26 protein-coding genes are annotated in these 19,111 nt (G+C 66.8%); 2 read left to right on the plus strand and 24 right to left on the minus strand.

Annotation, left to right across the window (positions count from 1 at the left end):
• Positions 1–36 precede the first annotated feature (36 nt).
• The 22 genes from ACSQ1L_RS01345 to ACSQ1L_RS01450 form a co-directional block, all read right to left on the minus strand.
• Complete coding sequence (locus ACSQ1L_RS01345) at positions 37–285, minus strand: hypothetical protein (RefSeq protein ID WP_435991210.1); 249 nt, start codon at positions 283–285, stop codon at positions 37–39.
• Complete coding sequence (locus ACSQ1L_RS01350) at positions 282–2,663, minus strand: phage tail protein (protein ID WP_435991212.1); 2,382 nt, start codon at positions 2,661–2,663, stop codon at positions 282–284. Before ACSQ1L_RS01350 ends, ACSQ1L_RS01345 begins: the two co-directional genes overlap by 4 nt.
• Positions 2,663–3,091 (minus strand): DUF6950 family protein, encoded by a 429-nt coding sequence (locus ACSQ1L_RS01355; protein WP_435991214.1) that lies wholly within the window; start codon positions 3,089–3,091, stop codon positions 2,663–2,665. The genes ACSQ1L_RS01350 and ACSQ1L_RS01355 overlap by 1 nt, the downstream gene beginning before the upstream one ends.
• The gene (locus ACSQ1L_RS01360; protein ID WP_435991216.1) at positions 3,088–3,663 is read right to left on the minus strand and encodes a hypothetical protein; all 576 of its coding nucleotides are present in this window, start codon (positions 3,661–3,663) and stop codon (positions 3,088–3,090) included. The genes ACSQ1L_RS01355 and ACSQ1L_RS01360 overlap by 4 nt, the downstream gene beginning before the upstream one ends.
• Positions 3,663–4,256, minus strand: coding sequence for a hypothetical protein (locus tag ACSQ1L_RS01365; RefSeq protein WP_435991218.1), 594 nt, complete (start codon positions 4,254–4,256; stop codon positions 3,663–3,665). Before ACSQ1L_RS01365 ends, ACSQ1L_RS01360 begins: the two co-directional genes overlap by 1 nt.
• Positions 4,256–6,292: a phage tail length tape measure family protein gene (locus ACSQ1L_RS01370; protein WP_435991220.1), complete on the minus strand. Its 2,037-nt coding sequence runs from the start codon at positions 6,290–6,292 to the stop codon at positions 4,256–4,258. The genes ACSQ1L_RS01365 and ACSQ1L_RS01370 overlap by 1 nt, the downstream gene beginning before the upstream one ends.
• Before the next feature lie 77 nt (positions 6,293–6,369).
• Complete coding sequence (locus ACSQ1L_RS01375; protein ID WP_435992483.1) at positions 6,370–6,735, minus strand: phage tail assembly chaperone; 366 nt, start codon at positions 6,733–6,735, stop codon at positions 6,370–6,372.
• Positions 6,732–7,136, minus strand: coding sequence for a hypothetical protein (locus ACSQ1L_RS01380; RefSeq protein ID WP_435991222.1), 405 nt, complete (start codon positions 7,134–7,136; stop codon positions 6,732–6,734). The genes ACSQ1L_RS01375 and ACSQ1L_RS01380 overlap by 4 nt, the downstream gene beginning before the upstream one ends.
• Positions 7,137–7,200: 64 nt before the next feature.
• Positions 7,201–7,671, minus strand: coding sequence for a hypothetical protein (locus ACSQ1L_RS01385; protein ID WP_435991224.1), 471 nt, complete (start codon positions 7,669–7,671; stop codon positions 7,201–7,203).
• A 57-nt stretch (positions 7,672–7,728) separates the two neighbouring features.
• Positions 7,729–8,133, minus strand: coding sequence for a phage tail terminator-like protein (locus tag ACSQ1L_RS01390; RefSeq protein ID WP_435991226.1), 405 nt, complete (start codon positions 8,131–8,133; stop codon positions 7,729–7,731).
• Positions 8,134–8,135: 2 nt separating this feature from the next.
• Positions 8,136–8,579 carry a hypothetical protein gene (locus ACSQ1L_RS01395; protein WP_435991227.1) on the minus strand — a complete coding sequence of 148 codons (444 nt, stop codon included), beginning with the start codon at positions 8,577–8,579 and terminating at the stop codon, positions 8,136–8,138.
• 139 nt (positions 8,580–8,718) lie between these two features.
• Complete coding sequence (locus ACSQ1L_RS01400; protein ID WP_435991229.1) at positions 8,719–9,759, minus strand: phage minor head protein; 1,041 nt, start codon at positions 9,757–9,759, stop codon at positions 8,719–8,721.
• Positions 9,760–9,763: 4 nt separating this feature from the next.
• Positions 9,764–9,973 (minus strand): hypothetical protein, encoded by a 210-nt coding sequence (locus ACSQ1L_RS01405; protein WP_435991230.1) that lies wholly within the window; start codon positions 9,971–9,973, stop codon positions 9,764–9,766.
• Complete coding sequence (locus ACSQ1L_RS01410) at positions 9,970–10,290, minus strand: hypothetical protein (protein ID WP_435991232.1); 321 nt, start codon at positions 10,288–10,290, stop codon at positions 9,970–9,972. Before ACSQ1L_RS01410 ends, ACSQ1L_RS01405 begins: the two co-directional genes overlap by 4 nt.
• Positions 10,291–10,334: 44 nt before the next feature.
• Positions 10,335–10,811, minus strand: a complete 477-nt coding sequence (locus tag ACSQ1L_RS01415) for a DnaT-like ssDNA-binding protein (RefSeq protein ID WP_435991233.1) — start codon at positions 10,809–10,811, stop codon at positions 10,335–10,337.
• Positions 10,812–10,814: 3 nt separating this feature from the next.
• The gene (locus tag ACSQ1L_RS01420; RefSeq protein WP_435991235.1) at positions 10,815–11,126 is read right to left on the minus strand and encodes a hypothetical protein; all 312 of its coding nucleotides are present in this window, start codon (positions 11,124–11,126) and stop codon (positions 10,815–10,817) included.
• 58 nt (positions 11,127–11,184) lie between these two features.
• Positions 11,185–12,276: a major capsid family protein gene (locus ACSQ1L_RS01425; protein ID WP_435991237.1), complete on the minus strand. Its 1,092-nt coding sequence runs from the start codon at positions 12,274–12,276 to the stop codon at positions 11,185–11,187.
• Positions 12,277–12,289: 13 nt separating this feature from the next.
• Positions 12,290–12,763 (minus strand): structural cement protein Gp24, encoded by a 474-nt coding sequence (locus ACSQ1L_RS01430; RefSeq protein WP_435991239.1) that lies wholly within the window; start codon positions 12,761–12,763, stop codon positions 12,290–12,292.
• A 13-nt stretch (positions 12,764–12,776) separates the two neighbouring features.
• Positions 12,777–13,859, minus strand: a complete 1,083-nt coding sequence (locus ACSQ1L_RS01435; protein WP_435991241.1) for a DUF2213 domain-containing protein — start codon at positions 13,857–13,859, stop codon at positions 12,777–12,779.
• Positions 13,860–13,885: 26 nt separating this feature from the next.
• Positions 13,886–15,715 carry an anti-CBASS protein Acb1 family protein gene (locus ACSQ1L_RS01440; RefSeq protein ID WP_435991243.1) on the minus strand — a complete coding sequence of 610 codons (1,830 nt, stop codon included), beginning with the start codon at positions 15,713–15,715 and terminating at the stop codon, positions 13,886–13,888.
• Positions 15,715–17,265: a phage terminase large subunit gene (gene terL, locus ACSQ1L_RS01445; RefSeq protein ID WP_435991245.1), complete on the minus strand. Its 1,551-nt coding sequence runs from the start codon at positions 17,263–17,265 to the stop codon at positions 15,715–15,717. The genes ACSQ1L_RS01440 and terL overlap by 1 nt, the downstream gene beginning before the upstream one ends.
• Positions 17,201–17,662: a hypothetical protein gene (locus ACSQ1L_RS01450; protein WP_435991247.1), complete on the minus strand. Its 462-nt coding sequence runs from the start codon at positions 17,660–17,662 to the stop codon at positions 17,201–17,203. The genes terL and ACSQ1L_RS01450 overlap by 65 nt, the downstream gene beginning before the upstream one ends.
• A 50-nt stretch (positions 17,663–17,712) precedes the next feature.
• On the opposite strand from ACSQ1L_RS01450, the gene ACSQ1L_RS01455 reads away from it, so the two are divergent.
• Both ACSQ1L_RS01455 and ACSQ1L_RS01460 read left to right on the plus strand, forming a co-directional pair.
• Positions 17,713–17,985: a hypothetical protein gene (locus ACSQ1L_RS01455; RefSeq protein ID WP_435991249.1), complete on the plus strand. Its 273-nt coding sequence runs from the start codon at positions 17,713–17,715 to the stop codon at positions 17,983–17,985.
• 143 nt (positions 17,986–18,128) lie between these two features.
• Positions 18,129–18,341 carry a YegP family protein gene (locus ACSQ1L_RS01460; RefSeq protein WP_435991250.1) on the plus strand — a complete coding sequence of 71 codons (213 nt, stop codon included), beginning with the start codon at positions 18,129–18,131 and terminating at the stop codon, positions 18,339–18,341.
• 140 nt (positions 18,342–18,481) lie between these two features.
• Here ACSQ1L_RS01460 and ACSQ1L_RS01465 read toward each other — a convergent pair whose 3' ends face one another.
• Positions 18,482–18,769 (minus strand): hypothetical protein, encoded by a 288-nt coding sequence (locus ACSQ1L_RS01465; protein ID WP_435991252.1) that lies wholly within the window; start codon positions 18,767–18,769, stop codon positions 18,482–18,484.
• A complete protein-coding gene (locus tag ACSQ1L_RS01470; protein WP_435991254.1) occupies positions 18,769–19,104 on the minus strand; it encodes a hypothetical protein in 336 nt (111 codons plus the stop codon). The genes ACSQ1L_RS01465 and ACSQ1L_RS01470 overlap by 1 nt, the downstream gene beginning before the upstream one ends.
• Positions 19,105–19,111 lie beyond the last annotated feature (7 nt).

The raw sequence follows: 19,111 nt of genomic DNA on the forward strand, positions 1-19,111 counted from the left end.
AGTCTCTCTGTGCTGGTCAGGCGGTGAGGCGTCCGCTCAGACGGCGACGTACTGGAGTTCTGCGGCGGGGACCGTCAGGCCCTCGGGCGCCCCAGGCTTCGCAGCCCACTCGCCCGCTTCGGTGATGCCGAGATAGTCGTCAGCGATGACCTGCCCGTCGTCCTCGACGAGGGCGAACAGGGCCTCGCCCGCTCCAACCTGAACCGCCAGCATGGTCGGGCTGGACATGACCTTGCGCTTGATGACGCCGGTCGTGGGGTCGATGATGATCGCGCTGGCCGTCACCGCTTGAACTCCTGCACGCTCAGGAGCCGCGACTGCACGGTCTCGACCGCCGCGCCAGCGACGCTCAGCGAGACGATCACGTCATAGGTGTAGGTGCCGGCCGCTGGCGTCACATGGATCGTCGGTGTCTGCCAACCCTGAAGGAAGTCATCCGCGATGGCGGCGAAGGTCTGATCGAACAGGTTCCCGCCGAAGGGCAGGGACTGAACGATGCGGACCCGCGCGGAAATGCCCCCCACCGTCGGGTGGTGGATGTTCAGGAAGAAGTTCGCTTTGATCTCCAGCGGCCCGCCCGTCGTCGTGAAGGTCACAGTCTGGATCGTGACGAAGCTGGTCCCGCTCAGGGCTAGCGTCCCGTCGGTGTACGAGGCCGCATAGTTGGTGACGGCGTTCGGGCTGATCTGGGGCGTGTCGGTTTGGTCCAGGACCGCCAGAGCGCCCTGGTCCACGAAGGTCGAGGCCTTGGCTCCGCCTATTGCTACCGGCGCCAGCACGGTGATCGTTGAGGACCGCCGTCCCCGGCGATACGAAACGCCCGTTTCCCAGTCCCCATTGGTCAGGCCAGCGATTTGCTTGGCGATGATCTCGGGGCTCTCGACGCCGGCGGGAAGCCAGTCGGTGGCGCCCGACCGACGGTACCAGAACAGCGCCTGGTCGGCCGTGTCGTTGGCCACTGCGCCGGTTATCACGATGGCCGGCGCCTCGGACCCGTCATCCCCGGTGATGGTTCCAGCGACGGCGATCCAGTCGCCGGTCTCCGGTGGAGCGACGGTGAGATCGAGTGCGTCGATGGCGGGCGCCGGAGGAGGGTCATCGGTCTGGCCGAACGCGAACGGGTATTTGCCGTCCGTCTCGGACACGAAGGTGACGTTGAGGATGTCGTTCTCGAGGTCGGGGTCGACGTTGAGGACGATGCACTTCAGCCCGTTCAGGACGGCTTCCGGCACGTCCCATTCGAAGCAGTCACCGACCTCCAGGTCGAGATAGTGGCGCAGCGGGGCCGTGCCCCGGATGCCCTCGCGGGTGTGCGCGATCTGAAGGGCCGCCAGTTCCCGTGCCTGCTTCGACCCGGGGACGTAGTTGTAGGTGATGCCCTTCGACCGGGTGACCTCTACCCCTTGGCCGTCTTCCTCGCGCCAGACGGACGAGGTGACTTCCGCCGTCGGGGCCATCTGCCAGTCGTTGGCCTCCGACCAGAACTCCGGCCGGATCGTGTTGATGCGATCCAGCAGCGAGGTCGTGCAGTCGTACTCGACCGTGCCCGCGGTATCGTCGGCGGTGACTGTGACAACGCTGGACCTCGGCGCCGCACGATGCAGGCAGCTGATCCGGCCCTGGCGCTCCGCGTAGATGCCGCCGCCGGCTTGCAGGAAGCTGTCGAGGACGGCGGCCTTGGACTGGTCAGCGTCTGGATAGGCAGAGCAGGCCCAGCCATTGTCGTCGAAGATGTTGGCGGCTTCGACGTAGGAGGCCATGTCGATGCTGTCAGCCCGGGCCCCGATGCCGCCGACCTTCATCGAGGCGTAGGGCGCCCCGGCCGCGCCCGCCGTCAGACCTTCCCATCGACCGATCGCCCAACTCAGGGCGTGGATGTACGCGTTCGTCGTGTAGGGCCAGGTCGTCGGATCATCGAGCCGGCAGGCGCCGGACCCACCGGGATAGGTGCTGTCGAGCCGAGGGTCGTAGCAGAACAGCCCTTCGATCGTGTGGACGCCGGTCGGGACCTTGCCTTCGTAGGCCGTGAACTTCGAGTTCTCCGACAGCGTGTACATGTACGCCGCCTTGCCGGAGAGCTTATAGCTGCTCCCCCAGCGGGGCATCGTGGCGCTGTTCTTCAGGCCAGTAGGCGAGGCGAGGGCGCGGCTCGCTGGCTGGTCACCGTTCAGGCGGTCGAGCCACATCTCGTTGGCGTAGTCGGTCGTGATCGCCTTGCCGTTGGCGTCGAACGATGGTGACAGCCCGTCTGCCTTGAACCCGACCCATCCGTTGATAGGCCCCGATGCGGCCATGACCCCGACGAAGCCGACGTACATCTTGTCCGGGCCGTAGGTGGCGTTGTGGATGATGTTCCCGGCCCCGCCGACCCGGCCGAAGGGGAAGCGGTTCGGGGCATTCGGGTCGGCCGTCCATTCGACGTTGCTGCTGGACGGTTTGACGTCGGGCTGGACGGCGGAGGTCGCCTGCAGCAGCGCGCCGGTGGCGATCAGGGTCGTTGCGGAGACGCTGAACCCGCCGACGGTCAGGAGGGTCCCTCCGGCCAGCGAGGCCGCGCCACCCAGGCCGACGCCGGCGCTGAGGGCCAAGCTCGCGCCGCCGGTGGCGACGGCGGCCCCGACGATCAGGATCGCGGTGCCGATGGTCTTGATCGCCTTGCCCATCAGAGCCTCCAGGCGGCGATTGCGGGCTGATGAAGGGTGACGGTCACTCCGACCCCATGCCCGTCCATGTAGCCGTGCGCCTTGCCGTTCCCGGCGTAGACGTAGAGGCAGCAGCCGAAGGCATCCTCAGACGGGAAGGCGAGGATGTCGGCCTGCATGGCCATGGCGGGGGCGATTCGCTCAAGGCCGCTCGCGTCGACGGCTTCGATCAGATCCTTGAACCCGAGCTTGCGTAGCACCTTCAGAGCGCCGGCTTCGGTCGAGTACTTGAGCCCCTTCAGGATGCTGATGCGGTGGCCCATCTGGCGCGCGGCGTGGCTGGCCAGACGCACGCAGTCCCGGTTCGCCTTCGGGTCGTAGGACTTGCCGACGAACCGCTTCCTGCATGCCTCTACGGCGTCCCGGCGACGCTCCCCCTTGGTCCTCACGTCCGCCACTCCATCGTGCGGGTCGCCTGCGGGGCAAGGGTGACGTTCGCGTAGCCCATCTCCCCCGGCCAGGCCCGGGTGTGGGCCACATGGTTCTGGCGGTAGTCGGCGTTCGCTTCCTTCTGCAGTGCCCCGTCAGTGATCAACTGCATCGTCATGTCGAGGGACTGGCCGGCGCTCACGGCGGGCTGATCGACCTGGCCTGTGAACTCGAGCTTCGGGGCTCCGACGAGAAGGCCGGTCGTCCGTGCGATCGCACCGGACCAGATGCCGACCGCAGAGCCTTGGATCAGAGGCGAGCCGAGCACTTCGGCGGCCGTGTCATCCCTCGGCAGAATGCTGAGACTCGGCCGGGTCGTCTGATCGCCGGCGCCGTTGGCGACCCCGGAGACCGAGGACAACAGGCCGTAGGTCGGATGCTCGCCCCAATACCATTCACTCCCGGCCCCGGCGTCGAAGGCAACGATGCCGCCGTCCGTCCAGCAGATCGGGCCGTCAGGAGCATCGATCCGGACGAGGATGCAGCGAACCGATACGGCCTTGCGCCGCTCGGCGATCAGAAGGGCGTCCACTACCCGCGCTCTTCGATCTCGAAGGCCAGCCGGATGTAGCCGTTCTCGTCCAAGGTCCAGGAGTCGTCATCGACACTGGCGAACCCTTCGATCTTCGGCTCGGCCAGCTCGATCGGGTCGTTGTCGGCGTGAAGGGTCCGGATCATCACCTCAAGCGTGAGGGTGGCCGCCCCGGCCGCGTCCGCGATCACATCGGCGTCGATCCCATAGGTCCAGTACCGGCCGTTCGTGAAGATCGACAGCATCTGGCCCTTGCGGATGGCCAGCTGGGGGGTGAGGCCGTCGACCACGAGAGTGGTGCCGAGCTGATCAGCCCCGTTGACCAATGGGGTTCCGACCGGGTCTGGGTCCACCCCCGGCTGCGGCAGGGTCATGACGACGGTGTCGCCAGCCGAGAGGAGCGAGCGCCACTCCAAAGCCTCGCCATAGGACAGGGGCGGCATCTGGAACCGGACCCGGTAGTGATCGCCCTTCCGCTGATTTCTCTGGCGGTTGCCTCCGATCAGCGAGGTGACGTCGTTCCGCAGGCTTACAATCCTGGGCCCCCCGTAGGGCGCGCACGGCTCCGGGCTGGTCGGCAGGACGATGGGCATCAGCTGGTGATCCTGCGGTTGCCGGCCTGCTGGTCACTGAGTGTGGCCAAGGTGTCGCGCTTGGTCCCGGCGGCGGTGGCTGCGGCCAACGGGATGGCGACGCCGACAGCCTCTTTCCGGGCAGTTCCGGCGATGTAGGCGTGAATGCCGTCCTTGTCGGCCGTGACCCTGACGTCGATCGTCCGAGCCATCCCCGACAGGGCGGCGGACTGCGCCTGGCCTTGCACCGCACTCTGGGCCCGTACAGCGGCTGTCGTGGCTTCGGGCGCATTGTCGGTTGTTGCCGCGGTCGACGCCCCACGGCTGCCGCCGCCGCCACCCCTGAGACCAAGGCCCGCCAGTAGGCCGATCATGGCCGCGACAGCCGGGAACGCCCACGGGCCGAGTGCTTCGAACATCTTCGCAGCGCCGGCGGCCATGGATGCCGCGCCCCGGGCGGCCGAGTTGGCGACTGACGAAGCGGTTTCGGTCTGGCCCATGGCCATGGCCTGAACCATCCCCATCATCTGCTGGAGCCGGTAGGCTTGCTCGATGGCCAGAAGTACCCGGTAGCCGTCCGACCCCTCGGCGAAGAACCCGCGCGCAGCGGAGGCCATGTCGCCGTAGTTCTGCATCTGGGCTTGGGCGCGTTCGCGGTCGGCCTGTACCGCGTTCAGCCGGTATTCCCGCTCCGCCAGGTCGATCTCCGCGAGGCGGGACTGATAGCCGGACATGGCGGTTAGCAGGTCGCCGAGCGCCCGCCCGCTCTCACCGAACGCCGACGCAAGGCCCTGGGCGGTGTCCTTGGCCAGGTCGTCGATCAGGCGCAGTTCATCGGCGATGATCTGCAGAGGGTCCACCAGATGCTCCATCCTGGTGGTCAAGGGGGCGAAATCGATAGCTGCAATGCGGGTGAGTTCCTCCCGCGCTGCCCGGGCGTTGCGAGCGGCCCGACCGCCTCCATCGGTGTCCGCCTCTCCGGCCGCTGCTCTGACCCGGGCACGGCCGCTGGCGGCTGTGTTTTCACGCCAACGGTCCATGCCTGCCGCTAGACCGCTCCGCACGTCCCGGTAGGCGTCGACATACCCGGCGGCGTTGGTCCGGTCCAAGGCGGCCGCCGATCCAGCGTATGGGTTGTCCATGCCCCCGATCCGGCCGGCGGAGATGTCGCCCAGCCCTCTGGCCCAAGCGAACGACGGGTTGATCGCAGCGAGGAAGCGGACACCGCCGATCAGGTCGTTGATGGCGCCAACCGATTTCTGGACAATCCAGTCCAGACCCTTCGCGACGCCGTTGACCACCTGAATAGCGATGTCGCCAAGAGCGGCCGGCATCCTCTGCCAAGTGTTGATGATCGCGCGGTAGGTGCCGACGAAAGCGGCGCCGATGCCGGCGACCGCGATGCTCCCCACCTCCGTGAGGAAGTCCATGGCCGTCGTCCAGGCGTTGGTCATCCAGTCGATCTGGGTGCCGAAGTTCTCGACCAGCACTTCCTTGATGGTAGTGCCGAGGCCCCGGAAGGCGTCCCCGGCCGTGACGGAGGTGCTAACGCCCTCTTCCTTGAGCCGCTTCATCTGCGCCTCGGTCAGGTTCATGCCGTCGGTCAGGTCGCCGATGTCGTTTCGGAGCGAGCGGGTGGCCAGCCCCCAGCCGATGGCCACCGTTCCCGCGGCTGCAGCGATGGCGGCAATAATGGGCAGCAAGGGAGCGAGGGCGGTCCAGACGGCGGCGCCGGTCGAGACGGCGGTCGCCCGAAGGCTTTGGAGAGCAGCCGACAGGCCGATGCCGCGATTGCGCGCCTCCGCGAATACTTCTCCGATCTGCGCGCCCTGCTGAATGGCGACCATCCAGATCGCTTGCCCGGAGGCGAGGCTAACTCCGACATCGGCAAACTGGCGCCCGAGATTTAGGGTCTCATGGCTGGTGAGGCCGGTCGCGCCCCTCACGGCATCTAACGCCCGGCGCTGCTGGCGCATGGCCGTGTTCATCGTCATCATCGCCGCGCCGTTTCCGCGCGCCGCGGCGGCCAGCTTCTCGGTCGCGGTTTCGGCCTTCACCGCGGCGGCGGCGAACCCGTCCAGTTGGGCGTCGGCGGTGACGACCTCTTGGCCTTCAATGCGGATGCCGAGGGTGGCTAGGTCGGTGATGGTTGGCCTCCCTTGGCTTGTGCCTTGGCCGTCCGGGCAGCGATCTGCGCCCTAAGCGCAGCCCTCGTGTCGGCGATGCTGGCGGGCTTCTTCGGAGCGTTCCCCGGCCGGGCTGCCTCGAAGGCGTCATCCAGCCGGCGGATCAGGCGCTTCTCCCACGCCGACAATCCGGCGAAGGTGGCGGCGTCAAAAGCTTCGATCTCGGCCCAAGTGATTTGCTGGGCCGACATGCCCACGAGCTTGGTCGGGCGGAGCTCCCGGAAGTCTTGCCAGATGTGGATCAAGGCTTCCGGGAACGGCGGCAGTTTCCTGTCCGGGACCTCTGCGGCGACGGCCTCGGCGTAGACGATCAGGTCTGCGGCGAGGCCTTCAAGAAATTTGCCCTATCGGAGATGAAGAGCGACGCCTGTTGCCGGAGCCAACGGAACCGCTTGAAGAGGATCTTGGCGTTCTCCTCCGAGTGGTCGAGCGGCTTGCCGTCGAGGATGACGCCGGACCAGCCGACGCAGGCCCGGGCAAGGCGGTTGATGTGCTTCGCCTCCGACAGCTCGGCGGTGATGGTCTGGCCGCCCCTTAGGTGCTGGTTGGTGGTGATGCGGTCGAACTTCACCAGAGCGTCGCTGTCGTCGCCCAAGAGGGTGAGTGTGACGGGCGACCCATCGTCCTGGGTCACAGGCTGGCCGGAGGGGCTGTGCACGGGCATTACGGCCCCTTCGTTGGCAAGCCCGGCTGTGTCGAGATCGGCGAAGTCCATGGGATGTCCTGTCAAAAGGACGCCGGGGCGCGACCCGCGGCGTTAGAGTTTGGAGGGATGCAGATCAGGCGACGGCGGCGCCGGCATCTTCGAAGAAGGCATTGAGGCCCACGTTCGAGGTCCGCTTGCGGACGTCATTGGCGCCGCCGACGTTCATGCGGTTCCCGAAGACCGGGCCACGCGCGTAGAAGGTGGTCGGGGTGTCGTTGTCGTCGGCTTCGTCGCTGAGCACGATCTTGACGGCGTATTCGAACTTGGTCGCCGCGGCCGCGCGAAGGGCGATCTGGCCGGGGTCCAGCGGGTCGTGGGCGTAGACGATCGGGAGCATTCCGTTGTCGACGGCGCCGCCGAGGTGCTGGACGCTGGGCCCCTTCAGCGGGACGAAGGTGACGTCCTGCTTTTGCGGGCCGAACTCGCCGATGCTCTCGACGCTGCCGATCTCGACGTAGGTCAGCAGTCCAAGGGTGGCGATGTCGTCGCCGTCGGTGACGGGGCCGATATAGACGGTCGAACCCTCACTGGTTCCAATGGCCATAGAGGCCTCCTTTTTGTGACGGATCCGCAGCCCACGCGGGATAGGGCGACCTGAAGGCTAGGAAGCCTTCCAGGGGATGGTGACGGGCGTGTCGGTCCAGGCGTCGCCAGGGAGAGGGCTGGAGTGCCACGCCTCACCGATCTTGACGCGGGCCGTGCCTTCGGTGAGCAGCAGCGCCTTCGGAAAGTGTGCCTTGACTGCGTCGACGGCGGCGCTGGCCTTGATGATGCCGAGGCCCTTGGGCCAGACGACCGTGATCTGCAGCAGACCTTGATCGATCCGGCCGTTTGCGAGCCCGGCCCAGAAAGGAGCGTTGGGGAAGTGGTCGACGCGGAAGTAGGGTTGGCCGGTCTCCGGCGTGAAGGTCACGTCCGGCATCGCCTTCTTCATGACCGGTGAACCGTGGGTCAGGGACGTGGCCCGGTCCAGCAGGGCTTTCGCGACATCAGCGGCAAGGGCCATGCTCAGCCTCCGGTGCGGGCTTTGGCCTCTTCACAGACCTGGGTGACGACCTGAGGCCAACGCTGGGCGGCCAGAGCGACGAAGCGGTCGCCGGGCTGGCCATGGGCCCCATACTCACGGGGGCGGGCGTAGCTGGCCGTATAGACGAACGTCAGGGGCTGGCTGATCTCGGCGCCGGCGATGGTGAGGTTGATCTGGCCGGCGTCGTACGAGAAGGCGGTCGGCACGTCGGGCTTGTCGGTCGTGGCGGGCAGGGACTGGCCCGTTGTCGCGATCAGCGAGGCCCGGAGGAAGCCGGTGTCGACCCTCATGTGGCCGCCGGCACCTCGTGGGGTCTGCATGATCTCAACGACCCGCTGGGCGCTCTCCTTGTGGACGGCGTCGCGGCGCTCCTTCGTCTCCCGAACCCAATCGCTGATCTTGGCGGAGAAGGAGCCTTGGGCCATCGATCAAAGTCGGATGAAACAGCCGAGGGCGGTGAGGGCATAGAAGACCGCCCATCCGTACCGCCTCCTCTCAACATTCGCGCCGGAGGCCCCGGCCAATACCCATGGAACAATGACTGCAAAAAGGGTCGTCATGGCGTCACCTGATGTTGGCGAGGAAGTCGATCCGGTAGTCGCAGTCGCATCTGCAGTTCACGATCTCGTCCGTGCCGGCTCCAAGGCTGGTGTCCATGGGGAAGCGGAGCAGGGCGCCGGACGGGCTGCGGAAGGGTTCGTTGAGCCGGGCGCTGTCGCCGTTCAGGCTCCGATGGGTGTGACGGACGCGAAGGTCCGAGGCCGAGCGCCAGACCTTCGTGACGGTGTTCTCCGCGACCTTCCCGGACGCAACAGCCTGGCGGAATGCTTCGAACTTGGCCTGCTGGAGCGAGGACATGGCCTCAACCCGGCCGATGGTCTCGCCTCGCAGCTGGAGGAGGCGGCGTTCGTAAGCGGTGAGGGCCTTCGCTGCGATGGCCGCGTCCGGCGCCTTCCCCTCCCGAATGGCCTTCGCCACCGATCGGTCGAAGCGCTTATCCCGCCGGGTCCGCGTCAAATAGGCCCTGAGGGCAGCCGGATCGTCGGAGGCCAACTGCTCCCGCGCGCCACTGACATAGGCTTCCTGTGGCGCCGAGAGGCCAAGGACGCCGCCTTCGCGCTTGCCGGTCACCCGGTTGATGCGCCCGATGATCTCCAGAGCAGCGACGCGGGGGTTCTGGCCCTGACGCATGGCCTCGGCGAGCCGCTCCCGCACGATCTGTCGCTGTTCCTCCGTCAGGCGGGTAATGAGGTCCGACGAATGGCGAGAGAGCCAGCGCTCGGCCTCGGGATTGCGTCCGTCGAACCGGACCGAGAGGGCCGTTCCGTCAGGGCCGCGCTTCGGCATCCCTTCGACCGAGGCCTTGCCGCCGGCTTCGTGGGCGTCCCTGATCCGGTCGGCTATTTCGTTGAAGGCTTCCGGCTCGATGTGGAGCGCATCCAGCGCCCCTTCGATGTCTCCGGCCTCCATGGCCGCGATGACCCGTTGAAGCTCAGCCCCCGCCCTCAGGTCGGCAACCGCGCGCATGAACGCATCGGCGACCTGACGCCCATAGCGCTCCAGCAGGTCGGCATAGACCTGCCGTTGCACCCGGGTTCTGGCCAAGGGCTTATCCCTTCAGGATGTCCAGCACGGCGCGGGCCGCGTCACTCTGGCGGTCGAGGTAGGCGTCGAGCAGGTCGTGGGCCTTGCCTCGCAGGGCTTCGGTTTCGGCTTCGGGCGCCGAGCGCATGACGGCCGATTGATAGGACCGACCGACGGCGATCATCTCGACCAGGGTGGCCGTAGCCTTCGCGATGTCGGCCTTGTGTTCGGTCAACGGCGAGCCTGCACAGTCCAGAGGAGGGTCGTCTCCGCGGGCTTCAGCGGGTCGACGTCGATGATCGTGAGTGTGGACCCGTCGGCTTCGACCAGCAAGTCGGAGGTGGTCGGCTCGACGGCGAGGCTGCCAGGGGCCAGCAGAACCTTCTTGTCCGTCGTCAGGATCCGGGAGCCGTCGATCTCATTGGAGCCGTAGGACATCACGGCGAAGCGGGCAGGGTGGTCGACCGGAGCGCCGGGCGTTGGATCGTAGGCTGGGCCGGTCGGCGCTCCCTCGCGGCGGATGGCGCCCAGCTGGCCGAACTTCTCGATCAAGCGGTTCGCCGTGGCGAGGGGCCGGGAATAGTCGAAGGTCGACATCAGACGATGAAGATGGCGGGTTCAGGCTGGCGCAGGAACGGCGTCAACAGCCCTTGGACGATCGACAGCGCCGGGGTCGCGTCCGCTGCGACATCGCCCGTCCCCTCGAAATACTCCGTCTCGAGCGGGCCAACCTTCTCGCGCTTCACGGCGCCGGCGGCGGTGACTGCGACGCTCAGGCCGCCCGGGTTCTCAGCCTCATACAGGGCCGCCGCATAGCTGGCCTGCACGACCGCCGACGGGATGGCGTCCGAGGCGATGTCCGACCCGTAGGCGGTCGCCCCCGTGCGCGGCCAGGCCCGCTCTTGCATGACCCCGTCAGTCGGAACGCCGGTGAAGCGAGCGCCATACAGTCCGTCGACGTAGACGCTGCCCCTCTGGCGCAGCACGGCGGACGACAGGGCTCCATCGGGCAGGGTGTGGCCATTGTCGGCCAGCCAGTCCGTGAAGCCGCTGTCGTCCCCGTAACCGGCCATGGATCAGGCCTCGGCCTTGGCTTCGCGCGCCAGTTCGATGGCCGCGACGATGTCGGCCTTCTTGGTGGCGTCGCCGAGGTCGATCGTCTCGGCTTCGGCCAGGGCCTTCAGTTCGTTGACGGTCATGTCGCCGAGCTCCTTCGGACCGTCATCGTCATCCTCGACCTTCGGCTTGCTGAACCAGCCGGTCGCCTTGGCGGCGGCGGCTTCGGCTTCGCTGACATCGAGGTCCGCCGACTTGCCGGCCTCGATGTAGACCAGACCCTTTTTCGTGTGCACGCCCTTGGGGCCCGCGGTGCGATTGGTGAACTTCATGTGCATGTTTCCCTGAAAGAGGACCGGCCCCACACCGAAGCGCAGGGCCGGGATTGCCTCAGATGCCGTCGCGGTAGGTCATGGCCTTCGGCAGGCGGACCTCGGTCCCGCCGACGTTCATGATGCCGCCGACCTCGTAGGTCATGGACGACTTCTGGAACGCCGGGAGGAACTCGTGATCGCCGGGGAGGTGGAACTGCACGACCTCCGACGAGGCGTCGTAGGCGACCATGCGATCGGTGTCGGAAGCACCGGCGCCGGCCAGTTCGCGGATCGGCACGAAGTTGATGTTATCGCCTCCGTCCCGGTTGCCGCGGATGTAGGCGAGGATCGTCGAGCCGGTGTCCGACATGCGGGTCTGCTCGATGTAGCGCAGCTTCTCCGTCGGCAGGGCCACCGTGGTCGCGGTGTGGGTTTCCCCGGTCTGCGTCTCGACCGCGTTCACAGCCGCCCAGATGTCGCGGCTGATCAGGTCCGGCGTCTTGGTCGCCCAGGTCGTGGCCGAACCCGTGCCGTCAGCCGCCACGTTCGCAGCAGGGACGTTCGCGTCGTTCACGAAGCCGGTCCAGCCCTTCTCGGAGGCGGCGGTGCCGGGCGCGCGGCCCGTCATGGCCACCGACCGCTTGAAGAACTGCGCCGCCTTACGGGCCGCGGCGGCCTTGTCGGCGGACAGCGAGCGGCCGAGTTTGGCGGCGCGCTGCAGTTCCTGCGTCGACCACTCATAGCCGATGCCGGCCAGGTAGAAGCCGCGGCTGGCCTGGTTCATCAGCGTGGAGGCGTAGGGCATGTCGAAGCCCTTGCCGCTCAGGAACTCGGCCTTGCCGACCTCGTCCATGCTGTAGAACACGGTCCCGACGTCCCACATGTCGCCGTCCGTGTTGATCGGGAGGATCCCGGTCAGGTCGGCGTTCGGATAGCGGCGCAGGTAGACCTGCGTCTCGATCCGGTAGAGTTGCGGGGTCAGGAAGGCCCGACCGACCTGGGCGTCGACGAAGAACTCGTTGGCCTTGTCGCCGAAGGTGGCGGCCAGTTGAGCGTCGTGGGCGGCCCAGCGCTGGAACGCGAGCTCGCGCTGATTTGCGTCAGCGGCGAGGAAGGACGCGGCATCGGTGAACAGGCCACCGGTCGCGTCAGCGAAGTTGATGATCATGGTCCTGTGCCCCTTAGCGCTTGGCGATGCGGGCGAGGCCCGTCGCGGAGGTGGTGTCGTCGAAGACCCATCCGGTGGCGGCGATGTGGGTCGCGTCCGCAGCGGTGTCGCCGATGGCGTCCGCAGCGCCCGCCCCGGTGCCGATCGTGACGGCAGCGCCGTCCGCGTTGGCGCCAGTCGCGGTGACCCAGATCACGCCCTCGGTCAGGATCGCGACGTCGTCGTACTGTGCGTACTCGTCCGCCGTCTGACCCGAGAGAAGGCCGAGGGCCTCGTGGGCGATGGCGAAGCCGAGGAAGGTGGCGGCGGTGCCGACGGTCGCGGTGCAGCCGTGGTCGCCGGAACCGCGGTAGACCGGGGCCCCGAAGGCGATGCCGCCCGCGTCTTCGCAGGTGCGCGAGATGCGGTTGCTGGTTTCGCCGTTGGCGACCATGCCGGCATAGCCAGTCGCCAGAGTGTCGGCGTAGGTGTCCTGAAGAACTGCCATTGTCCTGGCTCCCTTAGTTCAGGCTGGCGAGACGCGCGGCGTCCCGGATGGAGGCGGCGTTGGAGCCGCCCGGCTGATGGTCGGTGATGGTCTGCCGCAGTGGATCGGCCGGCTTCAGGTCGGCCGTCTTCAGGTCGAAGGCGGCGTCGACGTAGGCGTCCGACTTGTCCTTGGCGGCGTCGCCGAGCACGGCGCGCTTGATCTCGGCGTTGGACTTGCCGTCGATCACGACCTTGGCGTCCAGCGCCTTGGCCTTGGTGACGATGCCGGCGCGTTCGGCGACCAGGGCGTCGAGTGCTGCGCCGTCCACGACCTTCTTCTTCAGGTCGTCGATCTCGGCGTCCCTCTTCGCCAGTTCGGCGTCCTTGGCAGCGAGGGCGGCGGTGTGGGTGCTGTTGGCCGTGGCCAGAGCAGCGTCGGAGGTGGCGAGCAGGCCGCGCAGCTTGTCGATCGCGGCGATGCCGGCGTCCGTGGTTTCGACCGGGAGGCCGTCCACGGTGATGGTCTTGAGCGTCATGTGACGGTCTCCATGGTTGATGGGCGCAGGTTCGTGGCCGGTCTCGGGAGCGCCCTTGTCTCCGACACGGCAATGGGGGCCGGCGCGGCCTTTGGGCACGAGCGCCAGATGGTTGATGCGGATGTCGCGCTGGACGGCCTGATAGGCTTCGCCCTCCGGCGTCACCCCGTCCTCAAAGGCCAGGTCGCAGACGTAGCCCATGCTGATCTCGCGGGTTCCGTCCTGCACCGCCTTGATCGCTGCGGCGTCCATGAGGGCCAGCGGGACCTTCACGAAGCCGCCGTCGCGCACGACGTCCCCGCCGACCACGCCAACGGCCAGGTCTTTCCAGCTGTCGGCGGTCACGCCCTCGGCGGGGTGGTTGATGGTCACCGGCTTGAAGCCGTAGCTGGCCATGCTGTCCGCGGAGAATACGCTCTCCGGCGGGCGGTAGACGTTGACGACGGCAAGGTCCGGTCGTCCGACCTCTGAGCCGGAGTATTGCTGGATGCCGGTGCGGGCGGCGCGGACCTCGGCGACGGCGTAACCGTCACGGGTCAGGCGCACGCCCGCGATCGGCGCGGAGTCCGTGAACTGCATGATGGTCTCCGGCAGGGAGGGGAGGCTCAGGCCTCTTTCAGCCGAGAGGACCAATCCTCATCGACCTCTTGGAAGATCTCGGGCCCGAACACGAGCTTGCCGCGGTACGGCTCAACCTTGGACAGATCGACGTCGGCGCCGGCGTAGGTGATCGTTACGTGGGGCTGATATTCCGGGAAGTCCCAGGACGCCCCGGCTTCCCGGCGGATGGTCTCGTGTCGCCACGACAGCTCCGACGATCCGAACAGCAGAACGACCGCGCCCTTATCGCCCAGCTTCTCGACGAGGCGCGGGCCGCCGGGCTCGACGGTCAGCTTGCCATCCTTCTCGTTGCCCCAGGTCTGGCCGGCCTTCATCCAATCGACGGGGGCGCGGCTGAAGGCGATGGTCACATGCAGGTCGTCGGCCGGCGTGGTGGTCTCGAAGCCCTGATCCTTGGCCCAGGCGATGAACTCCGCGGCGTTGAGGAGTTTTCGCTGAACGTAGAGGGTCCGGGGAGCGGCGTCGTTGGCGGGCACGGGCGGGGCGCGAGGCGCGAGAGCGGCGGCTTCGTCCTCCCCGACGTCCTCCTGCTCGCTCAGCCGGCCGTATTCTTCGATGGCCGCCTCAAGGCCGGGCAGGTGGCCGTCTTCCACCATCGCGTTCACCAGCGCATCCGACAGCGCCTCGATCGGCATCAGGGGCTCGGAGGTTCCGCCGTTGCCCGCAATCACACGAGCCGCGTCCGCCTTGGTCTTGAAGATGTCGGCCTTCTCCTTCTCGCTGATCTGCCACAGCGGGGCGAAGGCGAAGTGGACCTCGGGAGGTCGGGAGCCGAGGGCCGAACGGATCATGACCTCGTCCAGGCGCTCCAGACGCGGCCGGAGATAGACCTCCTGCTCGGCGGCCAGACGGTCGTAGTAGTTGCGGAGGTCGCTCTCGCCGGTGGCGTTCATGCCGGACGGAGACTGGCCCAGCAGCCGGGTCGCCGGGATGTCCGCAGCGCCGGCTGCGATCTGCAGGTACAGCCGCAGCACCTCGGGCAGCTGGGCGAAGCTGATCTGCTTCTGCAGATAGTCCTCTTCGGCGTCCATCAGCAGGCCGTTGGTGATCGACTTCGCCTGATTGGCCAGGCTGATCCGGTCGATGACCTTCTGGCGATAGGCCTCGTCCCCGACGTTCGCCATGAAGTTCGGGATCTTGAAGACGTCGACCTTGGCTTCCTGCAGCAGCTGGGCGATGCCGCCGGCGGCGAGGCCCGCGTTCTTCACCGCGTCATCGAGGGCTTGAAGAACCGAATCCCCCCAACCGTGCGAGAAGGTCAGGTCCGGCACCTCGGCCCCGATGAAGGGGATGACGCGCGAGGGGTGGAGCTTCAGTAGGCCGCCCGACCGGCTCATGGTGTAGTCGACCGGTTCCCCCCAGCGCGGGGAGGCTGGGTCCGTGTCCAGCTGACCGGCGGTGATCTCGTAGCGGCTGGCGACGTGGATGTATTCCAGACCGCCGTCCCTGGTGCTGTCGGGGCGCAGGGGCTCCGACGGGTTGGTGTCTCCGGTTCCGAGGATCAGGGCCGAGCCGCCGTAGAGCCTCGCAAGTTTGATCGCCCTCGCCAGCTTCGGCCAGACCTGCAGTCGGGCTTCCTCAGCCTCCAGCTTTTCGATCAGCGGCGCGTCGGCCTGCCAGTTCCGGCCCTCGCGGATCATGTCGAAGGCGGGGATGTCCACCACCTTGCGGGCGATCCAGTCCGACCGATAGGCGGCGATGGCCTGATCGGGCGTGAGCTCGTTCACATACCAGGTCGAGCGGGTCGCCTTGTCCTTGGCCGTCCCCATGGCGGAGACGAGGTTCACGAGGCGATCGGCGAACGGAACGCCCATCAGACGTTGGCCAAGGTGTAGCGTGAGCTCAGCGCGAGTTCGTTCAGCGCGTCGGCGAAGGCGTCGACCTGGTCGTCATGGGCGCCGGCCGGGAAAGTGCAGAGCTCGTCCATGAAGGCCTCATTCCATTCGCCGCGGAGTAGGCGGACGTTTCCGGCTTCGGCCTGGGCGGCGGCGGGGGTGGCCCGGGTGGTCTTGTCGCCGGTAGGCGCGACGACCTTGACCGGGTAGCCAGCGAGCAGGCGGGTCAGCGTCTGGGCGTAGGCCTTGCCGGCGGCGCCCGGATCCTGCGGGAGCCGCAGCGTCGTGTTTGTCCCGTCCTGCGTGGCCGTGGCAAGGATAGTGCGCTCGACCTCAGCCGGGCCTTCCTGACCGCGAACGACATCGAGGACGTAGAAGACCCCGTCCCGGCCTCTGGCGACTTTCACGCCGGCCGTCGGGTCACCGCCGCCCTTCGTAGCCCCGATGTCCCAGGCCCTGCAGGTTCGCTCCAGATCGTTCGGCAGCGCATCCACGACAGGGAGCCACTGGCGCTTGAACAGGCCGCCTTCGCGCGGCGCCGGACGCTGCTGATACTGGCCGGCGTAGGCGTAGGAGCCGAGGCCCTTCTTCAGGTCGTCCACCACCTTGCGGGGAAAGCGGACCGGGTCGAGAAGCTCGCCGTCTTCGGTGCGGGGATCGCGAAACCCGATCTTGGTCACCAAAGACCGGCCGGGTTCGAACTCCATCGGCAGCATCAGGTGCTCGAAACCCATGCCGAGCTTCAGGATGGCCCCGGAGACGTCCTGCTCGTGCAGGCGCTGCATCACCACCACGATGGCGGAGCGCTCCTGGTCGTTCAGGCGGTTCAGCGCGCCTTCCCGGAACTGCCTGACGGTGGCGGCTCGTTCAGCCTCGCTCTCGGCGGTCTTCGTGGAGTGCGGGTCGTCGATGATGAGGCGGTCGCCACGCTTGGCGGTCAGCGATCCGAAGGGCGTTCCTTCGCGGGTTCCTGTGTCCCTGTTGGCGAAACTCATCTCACCGGTGCGGACCAGGACGACCTCTGGCCAGAGCGATCGGTACCACTCCGACAGGGTCAGGTCCCGGTGCTTCCGGGTATCCCGCTTGACGCTGTCCTCTGCGAACGAAGTGGTCAGGTAGCGGAGGGACCGGCGAGCGCCTGGACCCCACTCCCACGCCGGCCAGAGCACCGACACGATCATCGACTTGGACGACCCGGGCGGGACATTGATCAGGAGCCGGTTGATCCGGCCGTCGGTGATGGCCTCGAGGTGGCTGCACAGCGCGTCGAGGTGCCAGCTCCAGACCAGCGGCGTGTTCGGCTCCAGAACGTGCCAGGCCTCGCGGACGAACCCGGCTAGGCTCTCGCACCGTTCCCGGATGGCGAAGAAGTCGCGCTCAAGCCGGCGTCGCTCTGCCTCCTTCCGCTCCTCCGTCTCCCGCTGTCTGACGATCTCGGCCTTGCGCTCCAGAAGAGCGAGGGCCTCAGCCTTCTTCTGAAGGGGCAGCCGGCTCAGAACCTCCGGCGAGAGCGGCGAGGCGAGCGTCAATCTCGGCCTCCGTCATGTTGGCGAACTGGACCGGGCCGCCGTCGGGGCCGGTGTGGCGAAGGACCGATGCGTCCCCGTAGACCTTCGGCTTGCGCTTCCCGGCCGACCACTTCTTGGCGTCGATGGCGACCCGAGCGGCCTGGGGCTCGATCTTGCCGGCTTCGACCCGCGCGGCGATGTCCCGGATGTCGTCGTCGTCAGCGTCCGCCGAGGCTTCGCGCGCGAGCGCGTATTGGTCGCGGAAGGCGACGTTAGCGGGATCGGCGAGCCATCGGAAAACGGTCGATCGGTCCGGGTATTCACCATCGGCGCAGATCGAGCGCAGGCTACGACCGTCCGCTATGGCGAGGCAGATGGCCTCGGCCAGGCTCTCGTTGAAGAGGGTGGGGCGGGCCATGCGGGCTCCGGTCATTGCGGCCACAAGGTGCGTTGCTATGGTCTTCGACCATGGACCAGACGCACAAAGGCGAAGGCACGTTGATCGTGGACGGGGAGGAACATCCCTGCCGGTACCATCTCGACATCTACGTCGACCGGCGGATGAAGACCGGAGAGGGCACGGTGTCCGCTGAACCTCAGGTTCTCTGGGACGCCTTCAACAAGCAGAAGACCCGGTGCCGAATGAGCGACGGTCGGGTGTTTCCGCTTATCATCACGCGCTGGGGCGCCGGCTCGAATGTCGCCGCCTTTCGGATGGCGGGCGGATTCGAAGGCGAATAGCTAGAGCGCTTGGTAGGCGGCGCGGTGGCGGGGGATGGACTTGTTCTTCGTGGGGACAACGCAGTTTTTCCGGCACAGGCACTTGAGCGACTCAGGCACCATGTGCTTGCCGCCGATTCGTGCGGCGCACATTGGAGGCCAGAATGGCCGAGAGACCGTACCCGTCGTTCCTGATCTACATCGACGCCCTGAACGAGTTCAGGTGGAAGCTGGAGGCCTCGAACTACAAGACGATCGCCGACAGCGGCGAAGGCTACAATAACCTGGCCGATTGCGAACACGCGATCTCGCTAGTGCAGAAGAGCGCGCAGTACGACATCTGGGAAAACGACGACGTGACGAAGAAGCGTCGATAGCCCGCGAACGCCAGCCATTGCCGTAGCGCCGAACATGGTCAGGGCGGGTACGAAAAAGGCCCCGGACACGAGGTCTGGGGCCTTCCGGCGCATTGCTGCACTATGGCTTGTGTCAGGGATTACCGTTCCGGTGTCAACTGCTAGGTCTTTTTGCCGATGACGAAGCCAAGGGCGCCGCTGACCACACTGCCCAAAATCGTTACCGCCTGAGGCTTGGCCTCATCGCTTCCGGGCATCAAGAACAGAACTGCGACCAACCCGATGAGAGATAGTGCGAAGGCGACCGCTCCAAAGTTTCCGGCCTTTTCCTCCCCCCCGCCGAACATCTTTCCGACTAGGCCTAATTCCAATTTCCTTGCCTCACGCGCCTCCGCTGCCAGGGACGCGCCCTGCGTCAGATCGCTTGCGGACCTAAGCGTGTCAGCCATTACCGCACCGTCAGCATGTATGAGAAGAAGCGGCTCACCCCGAGGTCGCCATGCATGGACTGCCAGAAGATGGAAAATCCAAGCTGCTTACCAGCATAGGTACCCGCATTGGGGGCAACATATGTAGCGCCCAAGGATAGTTCGGCGTTCATGAGTTTGAGGCGTATGGCACCGGGCGCGATGTCTTCGGCCACTACCTTTTGCTCTCCGCCGTCGTTGATCCATTGGATCTCGAACTTGAGGTTATCCAACGAGATCGTGACTACATGTTCGTCCGTGCCGAGGACAGCCGATCCGCTCTCCACGATTTGTCGCCCAGCAACCGTTAGAGGCATCTTCAGC

Origin of the sequence: Brevundimonas sp. LjRoot202 (genome assembly GCF_964253355.1) — a bacterium.
In the GTDB taxonomy this organism is placed as follows: domain Bacteria; phylum Pseudomonadota; class Alphaproteobacteria; order Caulobacterales; family Caulobacteraceae; genus Brevundimonas.

Bases quoted from the DNA above. Each gene is read 5' to 3' on its own strand.
- ACSQ1L_RS01350 (WP_435991212.1), bottom strand. From the start codon at position 2,663: ATGGGCAAGGCGATCAAGACCATCGGCACCGCGATCCTGATCGTCGGG.
- ACSQ1L_RS01365 (WP_435991218.1), bottom strand. From the start codon at position 4,256: ATGCCCATCGTCCTGCCGACCAGCCCGGAGCCGTGCGCGCCCTACGGG.
- ACSQ1L_RS01380 (WP_435991222.1), bottom strand. From the start codon at position 7,136: ATGGACTTCGCCGATCTCGACACAGCCGGGCTTGCCAACGAAGGGGCC.
- ACSQ1L_RS01385 (WP_435991224.1), bottom strand. From the start codon at position 7,671: ATGGCCATTGGAACCAGTGAGGGTTCGACCGTCTATATCGGCCCCGTC.
- ACSQ1L_RS01390 (WP_435991226.1), bottom strand. From the start codon at position 8,133: ATGGCCCTTGCCGCTGATGTCGCGAAAGCCCTGCTGGACCGGGCCACG.
- ACSQ1L_RS01395 (WP_435991227.1), bottom strand. From the start codon at position 8,579: ATGGCCCAAGGCTCCTTCTCCGCCAAGATCAGCGATTGGGTTCGGGAG.
- ACSQ1L_RS01415 (WP_435991233.1), bottom strand. From the start codon at position 10,811: ATGGCCGGTTACGGGGACGACAGCGGCTTCACGGACTGGCTGGCCGAC.
- ACSQ1L_RS01420 (WP_435991235.1), bottom strand. From the start codon at position 11,126: ATGAAGTTCACCAATCGCACCGCGGGCCCCAAGGGCGTGCACACGAAA.
- ACSQ1L_RS01425 (WP_435991237.1), bottom strand. From the start codon at position 12,276: ATGATCATCAACTTCGCTGACGCGACCGGTGGCCTGTTCACCGATGCC.
- ACSQ1L_RS01430 (WP_435991239.1), bottom strand. From the start codon at position 12,763: ATGGCAGTTCTTCAGGACACCTACGCCGACACTCTGGCGACTGGCTAT.
- ACSQ1L_RS01435 (WP_435991241.1), bottom strand. From the start codon at position 13,859: ATGCAGTTCACGGACTCCGCGCCGATCGCGGGCGTGCGCCTGACCCGT.
- ACSQ1L_RS01440 (WP_435991243.1), bottom strand. From the start codon at position 15,715: ATGGGCGTTCCGTTCGCCGATCGCCTCGTGAACCTCGTCTCCGCCATG.
- ACSQ1L_RS01450 (WP_435991247.1), bottom strand. From the start codon at position 17,662: ATGGCCCGCCCCACCCTCTTCAACGAGAGCCTGGCCGAGGCCATCTGC.
- ACSQ1L_RS01455 (WP_435991249.1), top strand. From the start codon at position 17,713: ATGGACCAGACGCACAAAGGCGAAGGCACGTTGATCGTGGACGGGGAG.
- ACSQ1L_RS01460 (WP_435991250.1), top strand. From the start codon at position 18,129: ATGGCCGAGAGACCGTACCCGTCGTTCCTGATCTACATCGACGCCCTG.
- ACSQ1L_RS01465 (WP_435991252.1), bottom strand. From the start codon at position 18,769: ATGGCTGACACGCTTAGGTCCGCAAGCGATCTGACGCAGGGCGCGTCC.
- ACSQ1L_RS01470 (WP_435991254.1), bottom strand. From the start codon at position 19,104: ATGCCTCTAACGGTTGCTGGGCGACAAATCGTGGAGAGCGGATCGGCT.